This window comes from Paraburkholderia sp. (assembly GCF_026225065.1).
GTDB lineage: Bacteria > Pseudomonadota > Gammaproteobacteria > Burkholderiales > Burkholderiaceae > Paraburkholderia.
Window position 1 is genome coordinate 1 of record NZ_JAMFSB010000283.1, and the last position, 10,727, is coordinate 10,727.

The following is a 10,727-nucleotide window of genomic DNA, read 5'->3' on the forward strand; positions in this document are numbered from 1 at the left end:
CATGCGCGTGTTCGCCGGGGGCATGATCGTGGGCGCCGTGATCGTGATCGTGCGCTTCGCTTTGGTCGTGGTCATGACCCGCGTGGTTATCGCCTACGTGGCTGTGGCTCGCGTGATCGTGACCACCTTCGTCACGCCCTGCGTAATCATGTCCATCTTGCGCCGCCCGTACGGAGCCTCGCGTCGGTTCGCTGGCGGCCGTATCGTCTGTATCTAACCCATAGAGCCACATCGGCGCGTGATCGTCCTCGCGCTCTTCGGCCGGCCCGTCAGGGACTGGTGGTTTCGTCATGGCTGGTCCAGGGAAAATTCGCTCAGCGGTTCGGCCACGTGTTCCAGCATGCCCGCGAGCATGCCGCTAATGTGCCGGTCCGCCGCGAGGTAGAACACCTGCTTGCCCTGGCGCTCCGCGCGCACGATGCGCGCCGCACGCAGCAGGCGCAGATGATGGCTCACCAGCGATTGCGACAAACCCAGCGACTCCGCAATCGCGCCCACCGCGCGTTGCTCGTCGACACACGCAAGCACGATACGTAAGCGCGTCGGATCTCCGAGCAAACGGAACAGGTCGGCAAGCGGCACTACAGGGTCGTCGTGGTCGTCAGTTGACAGGAGCAGCATAGTTCTCAAACATATGAACAAGTATTCATATGTTATAGATTTATCTCTTAAAGGTCAAACCGTGGGTGCGGGGTCACGAGTGTGGGAAAATGCGACATTTGCCTTACAAGACTCGCCCTTCCCGTCATGGAACCCCTGTTTGAAAGCGCCTACGCGGCGCATCGTGACGGCCGCCTCGACGACGCCGAGCGCGGCTATCGCGCCGCGCTGGATAGCGATCCCGCGAACGTCGATGCACTCCACCTGCTGGGCGTGCTACGGCATCAGCTTGGTCAACACGCCGAAGCTGCCGACCTCGTCGGCCGCGCGGCGCATCTGCGTCCGCAAGATGCCGCCTTGCAGCTGAATCTCGGCAATGCGCTGAAGGCATTGGGGCAAATCGATGGGGCAATCGAGCGCTTTCGCAACGCGCTCACACTCGCACCCGCGTTTCCGTTGGCGCACTACAACCTCGGCAACGCATATGCCGCCGCGGGGCGCCACGCAGACGCAGCCGATGCGTTCCAGAAGTCGCTGCGCCTGCAGCCGAACAACGCGTCGTCGCACAACAACCTGGGCAACGCGCTGCACGCTCTCGGACGCCACGAAGAAGCGATTGCTTCGTTCCAGCGGGCGCTCGAACTGCACCCGGGTCATGCGGGAGCGCACAACAATCTCGGCATGGCGCTCAATGCACTCGGGAAGCCCGACGAAGCCGTGCTTCAATTTCGTGAAGCGATCTCGGCCCAGCCGCGCTTCGTCGCGGCGCACTTCAATCTCGCTAACACGCACGACGCCACGGGCCAGCATGAACAGGCGCTTGGCGCGTTCGAAGCCGTGCTCGCACTGGAGCCGCAATTGCCGCCGGCACTGTTTGGCCTCGGCAATACGCTCGCCGCATTGGGACGTCACAAGGAGGCACTGCTGCGCTTTGAGCGGGTCGTGGGTCTCGATCCGAAGTTTGCGCTAGCCTGGCTCAGCCTCGGAACCACGCACCACGCGCTGGGCGGCCATGCAGCGGCCGTACGCGCATTCGACCAGGCATTGCGGCTACGGCCCGATCTGGCGTCGGCTCATATGAACCGCGCGGTCGCCTGGCTCGCGCTCGGCGATTTCGAACGCGGGCTACCCGAATATGAATGGCGCCTCAAGACCATGGCGCAACGCGAGCCGCAGACACTGCCCCGCTGGCAAGGCGAGCCGATCGAAGAGCGCACGCTGTTCGTGCACGCCGAACAGGGCTTCGGCGACACGCTGCAATTCGTGCGCTTCGTGCCGATTGCTGCGCAGCGCGCAGCGCGCGTCGTACTCGAAGTTCAGCCCCAGCTCGTGCCGATCCTCGCGCCCGCAGCGCTCGAATGGCGCGTGAAGCTGATCGCCCAAGGGACACCACGCCCGCCTGCTGACCTGCAATGCCCGCTATTGAGTCTGCCGCTTGCGCTCGGCACCAGCCGCGAGACGATTCCGGCGCGCACGCCCTACCTCAGCGTGCCCCCCGCGTACCGGCGCAAGTGGCGCGGTTCGCTCGGCGGCCACGCCAAACGCAAAATCGGCCTCGCGTGGTCGGGCCGCATCCAGCAACATGAAAACCGCACGATGCCGCTTGCTGCGCTCGAACCGCTGTTCGCGCTCGAGGGGATCGACTGGATCATCCTGCAGCCCGATCTCAGCGCGGCGGAATGCGCTACGCTCGAAAAACATGCGCGTGCCGGCAACATTCATCGCTTCGACAAGCGCATCGGCGACTTCGCCGACACAGCTGCGATCATCGAACGGCTCGACGCCGTCGTCTCGATCGACACGTCGATCGCTCACCTGAGCGGTGCCTTGCGCAAACCGCTGTGGCTGATGCTGCCGTTTGCCGCCGACTGGCGCTGGTTCGTCGACGAACCGCGCAGCCCCTGGTACCCCGGCGTCCATCTGGTCCGTCAGCCGCAACCGGGCGCGTGGGCGGAAGTGGTCGAGAAGGTTGCACGCGAGCTCCGCGACGCGTAACGATTCAACAAGGTCTACAAAGCAAAAACCCCACACTTCGAAAAAGCGTGGGGTTTTTTGCATCAACGCCGGCTATTCAGCCAACGGCCGGCGCGCGAACGCAGAGTCGTGTCGTCCTAGGCCGTACGGTACTGGTTGCGCGCCTCAGGCGTGCGATACAGCACAAGCGTCGCGATCAAACCGCAGATTGCCGCGATGCCGAGCCACAGGCCAGGAGCCGCCTTGTTGCCCGTCGAGTGGATTAGCAGCGTCGAGATGGCCGGCGTGAAACCGCCGATCGTCGTGGCAAGGCTGTATGCCAGCGAGAAACCCGCGGTACGCACTTCGACCGGCATCACTTCAGTCAACGCTACCACCATCGCGCCGTTGTAGCAGCCGTACAGCAGCGAGAGCCACAGTTCGACGATCAGCAGGCGCGCGAACGAGGGCTCGGCCACCAGCCATTGCACCGCCGGATACGCTGTGAGGATCGTCAGGATGGTGAACACCAGCAGCACCGGACGACGTCCGATACGATCCGAAAGCGCGCCCGCCAGCGGCAACCAGACGAGATTCGACAGGCCGATACAGACCGTGACAACCAGCGTGTCGATCGCCGACAGCTTGAGCACTTCCTTGCCGAACGTCGGCGTATAAGCCGTGATCATGTAGAACGACACCGTCGTCATGATCACCATGCCCATGCCGGCGAGCACGACGCCCCAGTTCTCGAGCATCGACTTCATGATCTCGCGCATGCTCGGACGATGCTTGCGTGCGGAAAATTCCTCGGTTTCCTGCAGCGAACGGCGGATCAGGAACAGAAACGGCACGATCAGACAGCCGATCAGGAACGGCACACGCCAGCCCCATGCGCTCATCTGTTCAACCGGCAGAATCTGGTGCAGGACCACGCCGATCAGCGCCGCAAAGACAACAGCGACCTGCTGGCTACCCGACTGCCACGCGCAGTAGAAGCCCTTGTTGCCCTTGGTGGCGATTTCCGAGAGGTAGACCGACACGCCACCCAGCTCCACGCCGGCTGAGAAGCCTTGCAACAGGCGTCCCAGCAACACGAGCAATGGCGCGAAAATGCCGATCGTCGCGTATCCCGGAATGGCCGCGACCGTCAGCGTACCAATCGCCATCAGGCCCAGCGTCAACATCAGGCCCTTGCGACGGCCGTGGTGGTCGATGTACGCGCCGAGCACGATGGCGCCGAGCGGCCGCATCAGGAAGCCCGCACCGAAGACCGACAGCGACAGCATCAGCGACGCGAAGTCGCTGCCACCCGGGAAATAGGTCTTGGCAATCGCCGAAGCGTAATAGCCGTAGACCATGAAATCGTACATCTCCAGAAAGTTGCCGCTGACGACGCGGAAAACTGTCCGGACTTTCGATTCACTGGAAGTTGCATGAGACGCAGTTGACATGACACTCTCAAAATAGCCCGGCGCCGGAGCCGAGCCGGCATGATGGGGCAGTTGCAAACACTTCACCGCGTCGGCGAGCACATGCCACTGGCGAGGGAGGCTCTGGAATAAACGAACGCGCCAGGGGCGCTGCATTTTGATGCTGCATACATTGCGATGGTATAAGGGTAAACCTTAGGTTGCCGGCACACCGCAAGCTGATTCGAATGTTACCGTTCCTCGCTCGAGCTTGCAGCCAGGATGGACGCTGCCCGCGCCCTTAGCCTTGCTCGCAGTACACTTTGAGCTTTCCATCCCTTACTGAGCATCCCTTTGATGTCTAACGCCAGCGCCCTTTCTTTGCGCCCCGCGACGGCGCTCGACGCCGACCTGATCGCGTCGATCCATGCCGCCAGCTGGCAAGCCACCTACCGGGGTCTGCTGCCCGACGCATTTCTCGACGGCGAGGTGACGCGCGAACGCGCCGCGTACTGGCAGGTGCGCCTGAACGCGCCGGGCGCCGAACGGCGCAACGTGGTGATTGCCGAGCACGCCGGCGAACCGATCGGCTTTGCATGCGTCGAAAGCCAACCCGACTCGGCGTGGGGGGTACTGCTCGATAACCTGCATGCGCTACCTGGCCACCAGGGAATCGGTGTCGGCAAGCTGCTGATGCAAGCCGCCGTCAACTGGACGCGCGCGCAGGGCGAAAGCCGGCTGTATCTCTATGTGCTCGAGGGAAATACGCCGGCCATCGGCTTTTACGAGCGGCAGGGCTGGCAGTTCGCGGGCGCAGAGCCCGATCATATGGGCGGAGTGGATATCACCGCATTGCGATACGTGTACCCGCTGGATTGAACATCGCTGTCGCAGCCTTCTTATCTTGACGACGGCAGACCCGACTCGCTCTGGCGCTGCAGCTGCTGCACCTGGTTCTGCACCTGACGCAACTCGGCCTGGGCCTGTTCCTTCTGCGCACGCAACGCGGCGGCCTCGGTCTGCGTCTGGCGTTGATAGTCGTTGACCCTGGCCTGCTGGGTACGGGCCACGTCCAGATCGGCCTGCAAGCGCTTCGCACGATCTTCCGACTGCGCAATCACATCTTCAATGAATGCCTTCTGCGCCTGCAATTGCGTGCGGTGAATTTCCACCTCGGCCAGCTGCGCGGTCTGCTGCACAAAGCCGGCGTAGACGGTCTCGGCGCGAGTGTCGTCCTGCGACTTGATGACCCGCCAGAAATGCTTGTCTTGAAATAACGCTACGTAGTACGTCATTTCTTGCGGATAGAAAAACAGACTCGCGCCGTAGCTGCCGTTGTAGGTGGTCCGCAACTCCGTCAGCTGGGCTTCGTGGATCATCTGCATCAGTTCCGCAACATTGCCTTGTGCGTCGCCGCCCGCTCCAGCGCGAGCGTCCGGGCTCGTGGCGACGGCCGCCTGCAATGCGGCGGAAACCGGTTGAGGCGTCAGCGCATTCATGGCCGGACGCGTTCCGACGACCGGCACCGAATCCACCGAACCGGCGCCCTCTTCTGCCAGCACGAGACCACCATGCTGCAGCAACGCACACGTGGTCGCGAGCAGCATTGCGCGCCGTACAGTCAAGAGGTACTTCATACGTGCATGCTCCATGCGAATTCAAAATAGCTTTGGATTATCGCGCGTATTTGTGCCTAAGCGAAGCATTCGTATGTTCCGCGACAACACTTTAAATCGAGATAGATAGCAATCTTAAGATTCCAGCGAATCGTCTCGCGCATCGCGAAAAAGCATCCTGTTTAATGGATGAAAAAAAGAAAGGACGACGCACACGCTGTGATGAAAAAGTCAGGCCGTAATTCGGGATAGGCAAGTGGTTGTTTAGCAATGTGATTGGCGAGAAGTGGTGGCGCATAGAACTTTTAGCGAAACAAAGTCAGTGCAGTTTACATTGGATTACTTACTATCTTTAAAATTCACCGGAAATATCCATACGGAAAGCGCGGCGAATATTGCCGGTCGGATCGAGAAAGGTTATCCCATAAAAAAAGCGGCTCCGTTGGAAAACGGAACCGCCTTTCACGCCCTTCGGCCCACCCACGCGGCCTGGCAATTCTCTGCAGAAAACGCGTGCCTAGAAGCGCGTTTCGCGCGCCACGCGCAGGAACGTATCCAGCAGCGGCGTGCAATCGAGTAATTCCGGTCCGCCCGCGCGATGAAACTCCGGATGCCATTGAACACCCATCACGAACGGCGCGCGTCGATAGCGAATCGCTTCGATGATGCCGTCCGAGGCCGATACCGCCTCGATATTGAGATCGCGCCCAATCGTCTTGACGGCCTGATGGTGAATCGAATTGACGATCGCGTCACGCCTGCCCGGAAACATGTTGGCGAGCGTCGAGCCGTCCGGAAAATGGATACCGTGGCGGTGCTGGTCATAGTGTTCATTGACGTGGACGCCCGCGGTCGGCACATCCGTGGCGATATCCTGGTAAAGGGTTCCGCCAAACGCCACATTGATCAGCTGACAGCCCCGGCATACACCAAGCACCGGCTTGCCGGACTCGATGAACTCGTGCAACAGCTCCAGTTCGTACATATCGCGCACGCGGTCGCCGGGCCACTCGGGACTCGTCGCCTGTTCGGCATAGGACTGCGGTGAAACATCCGCGCCACCTTGCAACAACAGGCCGTCGAGGTTCTTGGCGTAATCGCGCAGACGGATGTTGCTCGGATGCAGCATGCCCTGATGGCCAACGGTTGGAATCATGAACACCAGCACGTCGCGCGACATCACCCAGTGCGCAATCGACTCTTCGAGATATTGCAGCGTCTTCCCGCGCAGGCCTTTAGCGCCCGGCTCCGGATGGAAGATGCGAGCCGACACGCCAATGCGCAACGTCCGTTGCGTGATCCGTTGCCCCGCCCTGTCGAAGATCTGGCGAGCCCGCGCCGCGATGATGCGGCCAAACACCGACCATGCCGAGTCAGTCTGCTTCAGATAGCGCGGCGGTGCCGGCGGCAACGCATTCGGCGGAGGCGGATTTGTCGCGGTGAAGTCTGGGGCTGCGCCGAAGCCGGGCGGCACGGAACTGGTCGGGCCGCGTGTAGCGGGTGCCGCGGTCGACTCGCTGTCCTCGCCCGCCGTTGAGGCTGCCTCTACGGGCGCGGCAGGTTGCGGGGCGTGCGACGTGGACGGCGTGCCGTGTTTGGCCTGGGCGGCGTCGCGCTTCTGCTTAACCTGGGCCTCTTGCTGCGCGGTCGACTCGGCAGCGGATGCGCGGGCTTCGGCAGCATCCCGTTGCTGGGCGGCGACAGGATCGGCGGGAGTAACGGACGACGCGCTGATTGGATCGTCGGTCGAAGAGCGCTCCGCGGCCTCTTCGGCCGCAGGGGAGGGCTCGGCGGCTGACGCAGAAGAGATGGTCGGCGGTGACCCCGTCGGAGGTAATCCCGTCGGCACACCAGCAGTCGAATCAGCAGGCAAATCTTTGAGCGGTGACTGAACAGCATCCTCGTGTGAGGTGGGCAAGCTGACCTTCGGGGATGCGGGCGCGGTCTCGGCCGTCGACACGTCGGGCTTTGCAACGCCGGGCTTCGAAACCTCAGCCGGCGTGCCGGACGGGGACGGGGTGCCGGGCGTACCGGCATTCTCTGGCTTGTTTTCGCTCATGACTGTCGGACGGGCGCCTTCCACGCGAACGGATGAGTAGGTTCTGATTATCCGCTACCGGGCGATATGCGGCAAACCTGCACACAATTGCTCACATTGTTACGCAACACAGATCCGGGCGCGCGATAACGTCATTTATTTATGGATCAGGTTGTTCGTCGAAAGTTTCGCGCAATGCGATCTGCAGGGCCGCGTGGATCTTCACGCACCAGCGCCAAAGCAATGTCACGAGAAGTGCTGCACACACCAGCACCACCACCAGCAACCCGGTGGGCGGCAGGATGCCGCCTGAGAGCGCCGCCAGCAATAGAAAGACTCCTATCATCGAGACGATTGGCACAAGATCGGAAATCGCCGAGCGGATCGCACGCGTGAAGCGCCCGGCTTTCGCCGGCTGGACGCTGAGTTCGGCAAGCAACAACGCGAGCGATTTGGTCTTGCGATACACGGCGACCAGAAACGGCATCGAAAGAAGCAACGCCGCGCTCCACAGCACCACGCGCTGCAGCGGTTCGGAGGGCAGCCAACGGTCGAGCGACAGGTTAGCGTAGGACGCGCCGTACGTCACGGCCAGAAAAATCGCTACCACCAGCGCAAGGTTCACAGCAATCTGCACAACGATCCGGCGTGTGATGCTAAAGGGTGTCGGGCCGCCGCCGGTTGATCGCAAACTCTCGAGCCATTGCGAGTACATGCCGAACACGTTGGCGACGGGACGCGGCATCGCACGGCTGAGACGCTGCGTTAGTGGATCGGCGGCGCGGATCAGGTACGGCGTGAACAATGTGGTCAGCGCCGATACGGCAACCGCAATCGGGTAAAGAAAGGCGCTCGTCACCTTTAGCGTGACGCCAAGCGAGGCAATGATGAAGGAGAACTCGCCGATCTGCGACACTGTCATGCCCACCCGCATGGCGGTGCGTCCGTCCTTGCCGGCGAGGAACGTGCCGAGGCCGCACGAGACAATCTTGCCGACGATCACCGCGACCGTGATGACCGCAATCGGCCACGCGTAGTCGACCAGCACATGCGGGTTGAGCATCAGGCCGATGGTGACGAAGAAGATGGCCGAAAATGCGTCACGCAGCGGTGCAATCAGATGCTCGATACGACGCAGATGTCGCGACTCGGCCATGATCGCACCAATCAGGAAGGCGCCGAGCGCGATGCTGTAATCGAGCTTGACGACCAAAAGACAAAAGCCAAAGCAGAAGCCGAGCACGGACACGAGCAGCATCTCGTCGCTGCCCGAGCGCGCCACATAATTGAGCGCGCGCGGCACGACGAGTATCCCCACCACCAGCGACACGGTCATGAACAGCAGCAACTTGCCGAGCGTGACGAGTGCGACGCCCGCGCTTAACTGACCCGTCTGCGCAATGCCGGACAGCAGCACCAGCATCGCAATGGCGAGGATGTCCTCGACGATCAGAATCCCGAACACCAGTTGCGCAAAGCGCTCACGTTTGAGGCCGAGTTCCGAAAGAGCCTTCACGATGATCGTAGTCGAGGAGATAGCGAGGATCGCGCCGAGAAACAGCGAGTCCATCGAGCTCCAGCCGAAGGCGCTGCCGATCTCATAGCCAAGCCACAGCATCAGCACGATCTCGGAGAGCGCCGCGACAATCGCCGTGGCGCCGACCTGAAACAGCTTGCGCAGGCTGAATTCGAGCCCTAGCGAAAACATCAGGAACACGACGCCGAGCTCGCCGAGCGTCTGGATGGTCTGCTCGTCGTGGATCAACTGGAACGGTGGGGTGTACGGCCCGATGATCACCCCTGCGGCGATATACCCAAGCACCACCGGCTGTTTCAGGCGATGGAACAGCACGGTGACGACGCCCGCGAGCGCCATGACCACCGCCAGGTCCTGAATGAAGCCAATTCCGTGGTGCATAGACAGAGTTTCCTTACAAATTGCTGTCGAAAAATCTGATAGTAACGCAGCTTGGCGACTAGGCGCGTGTTACGTGCTGGTCCGGAACTCGGCGGATTGTTTTTGACACGCTGGACGCCTGTGAAATATCACAATAATATTTGCCGCATATTCAGATGATGGAGTGCAGCAATGACGCAGGTAACGTTCGACGTATTTGAGGCAGGTAACCGCGCGGAAACACGCACGCCGCTGGTGGTTGAGGTGAATCGTTTGACCATCGCCGGCTGGGCGGGACGCGACCGCTCGGCCATCGAACATCACATTGCCGAACTCGCCGAGCTGGGCGTCAAGCGGCCCTCGACCACGCCCTGCTTCTACCGCCTCGGCGCGGAATTGCTGACGCAGGCCGAACAGATCGACGTGGTCGGCAGCCATTCGAGCGGCGAGGCCGAGTGCGTGCTGGTGCAGTCGACGGCTGGCCTCCTCGTCACCGTCGGCTCGGACCACACCGACCGCGAGGTCGAGGCCTACGGCGTCACGGTGTCGAAGCAGGTGTGTCCGAAGCCGCTCGCCCGCGACGCGTGGCGCTTCGACGACGTCGCCGGCCATTGGGACCAGTTGCAGTTGCGCGCCTTTGCCATTGCCAACGGTGTGCGCAGGGTCTACCAGCAAGGCAGCGTCGCCTCGTTGCTGGCAGCGGCGGACCTGCTCGAGCGCGCCCCGCTCGCAACGGGCGCCGCCATGTTTTGCGGCACGCTTGCGGTCGAAGGCGGCATCGTCGGGATGGTCGACGGCGACGCGCTCGAACTCGAACTGCACGACCCGGTGCTCAATCGCACCCTGCGCCACGCTTACCGCGTGCATGCGTTACCTGTCGTCGAATGAGGCACCCATGAGCCCTGTCCCGCCTTCAGCCGAGTTGCGTGCCGCCACCCACACCGGGGCCTCGTTGGACGCCGCCATAGAAGCCAGCGCGCTGCGCAAGATCACCTGGCGCATCATGCCGTTCCTGTTTCTGGTCTATGTGCTTTCGTATCTCGACCGGGTCAACATCGGCTACGCGAAACTACAGTTCACGGGTGATCTTGGCTTGTCGAACACAGCCTACGGACTCGGCGCAGGCATATTCTTCTTCGGCTATTTCGTCTTCGAAGTCCCGAGCAACCTGCTGCTGAAGAAATTCGGCGCCCGCGCGACGATCGCCCGCA

General features: G+C 61.9%; 9 protein-coding genes and 1 pseudogene. 5 read left to right on the forward strand and 5 right to left on the reverse strand.

What is annotated here, in order from left to right; all coding sequences use genetic code 11:
- A partial coding sequence (locus M0954_RS20035) for a hypothetical protein (protein WP_297355090.1) occupies positions 1 to 217 on the forward strand: 217 nt, incomplete at its 5' end.
- A gap of 71 nt (positions 218 to 288) precedes the next feature.
- On the opposite strand, the gene M0954_RS20040 is transcribed toward M0954_RS20035, so the two are convergent.
- The gene (locus M0954_RS20040) at positions 289 to 621 is read right to left on the reverse strand and encodes a helix-turn-helix transcriptional regulator (protein WP_297355092.1); all 333 of its coding nucleotides are present in this window, start codon (positions 619 to 621) and stop codon (positions 289 to 291) included.
- 126 nt (positions 622 to 747) lie between these two features.
- Here M0954_RS20040 and M0954_RS20045 point away from each other — a divergent pair, with 126 nt between their 5' ends.
- Positions 748 to 2,595 carry a tetratricopeptide repeat protein gene (locus tag M0954_RS20045; RefSeq protein WP_123385663.1) on the forward strand — a complete coding sequence of 616 codons (1,848 nt, stop codon included), beginning with the start codon at positions 748 to 750 and terminating at the stop codon, positions 2,593 to 2,595.
- Positions 2,596 to 2,711: 116 nt separating this feature from the next.
- Here M0954_RS20045 and M0954_RS20050 read toward each other — a convergent pair whose 3' ends face one another.
- Positions 2,712 to 4,007, reverse strand: coding sequence for an MFS transporter (locus M0954_RS20050; protein WP_122155572.1), 1,296 nt, complete (start codon positions 4,005 to 4,007; stop codon positions 2,712 to 2,714).
- A gap of 315 nt (positions 4,008 to 4,322) precedes the next feature.
- Here M0954_RS20050 and M0954_RS20055 point away from each other — a divergent pair, with 315 nt between their 5' ends.
- Positions 4,323 to 4,844, forward strand: coding sequence for a GNAT family N-acetyltransferase (locus tag M0954_RS20055; RefSeq protein WP_122153756.1), 522 nt, complete (start codon positions 4,323 to 4,325; stop codon positions 4,842 to 4,844).
- Positions 4,845 to 4,864: 20 nt separating this feature from the next.
- On the opposite strand, the gene M0954_RS20060 is transcribed toward M0954_RS20055, so the two are convergent.
- The 3 genes from M0954_RS20060 to M0954_RS20070 form a co-directional block, all read right to left on the reverse strand.
- Complete coding sequence (locus tag M0954_RS20060) at positions 4,865 to 5,602, reverse strand: DUF2968 domain-containing protein (protein ID WP_297355093.1); 738 nt, start codon at positions 5,600 to 5,602, stop codon at positions 4,865 to 4,867.
- 496 nt (positions 5,603 to 6,098) lie between these two features.
- Positions 6,099 to 7,640: a gamma-glutamyl-gamma-aminobutyrate hydrolase family protein gene (locus tag M0954_RS20065; protein ID WP_297355095.1), complete on the reverse strand. Its 1,542-nt coding sequence runs from the start codon at positions 7,638 to 7,640 to the stop codon at positions 6,099 to 6,101.
- A gap of 139 nt (positions 7,641 to 7,779) precedes the next feature.
- Positions 7,780 to 9,537: a cation:proton antiporter gene (locus M0954_RS20070; protein WP_297355097.1), complete on the reverse strand. Its 1,758-nt coding sequence runs from the start codon at positions 9,535 to 9,537 to the stop codon at positions 7,780 to 7,782.
- Positions 9,538 to 9,708: 171 nt separating this feature from the next.
- Here M0954_RS20070 and M0954_RS20075 point away from each other — a divergent pair, with 171 nt between their 5' ends.
- Together M0954_RS20075 and M0954_RS20080 are read left to right on the forward strand one after the other, a co-directional pair.
- Entirely contained in the window at positions 9,709 to 10,404 is a 696-nt protein-coding gene (locus M0954_RS20075) for a DUF2848 domain-containing protein (protein WP_297355099.1), read from the forward strand.
- Between the two features lie 7 nt (positions 10,405 to 10,411).
- Positions 10,412 to 10,727 (forward strand): annotated as a pseudogene (locus M0954_RS20080) (MFS transporter); the annotation flags it as partial.

Excerpts from the sequence above, each read along its gene's own strand:
- M0954_RS20040 (WP_297355092.1), bottom strand. The coding sequence starts at position 621 with ATGCTGCTCCTGTCAACTGACGACCACGACGACCCTGTAGTGCCGCTT.
- M0954_RS20045 (WP_123385663.1), top strand. The coding sequence starts at position 748 with ATGGAACCCCTGTTTGAAAGCGCCTACGCGGCGCATCGTGACGGCCGC.
- M0954_RS20050 (WP_122155572.1), bottom strand. The coding sequence starts at position 4,007 with ATGTCAACTGCGTCTCATGCAACTTCCAGTGAATCGAAAGTCCGGACA.
- M0954_RS20055 (WP_122153756.1), top strand. The coding sequence starts at position 4,323 with ATGTCTAACGCCAGCGCCCTTTCTTTGCGCCCCGCGACGGCGCTCGAC.
- M0954_RS20060 (WP_297355093.1), bottom strand. The coding sequence starts at position 5,602 with ATGAAGTACCTCTTGACTGTACGGCGCGCAATGCTGCTCGCGACCACG.
- M0954_RS20065 (WP_297355095.1), bottom strand. The coding sequence starts at position 7,640 with ATGAGCGAAAACAAGCCAGAGAATGCCGGTACGCCCGGCACCCCGTCC.
- M0954_RS20070 (WP_297355097.1), bottom strand. The coding sequence starts at position 9,537 with ATGCACCACGGAATTGGCTTCATTCAGGACCTGGCGGTGGTCATGGCG.
- M0954_RS20075 (WP_297355099.1), top strand. The coding sequence starts at position 9,709 with ATGACGCAGGTAACGTTCGACGTATTTGAGGCAGGTAACCGCGCGGAA.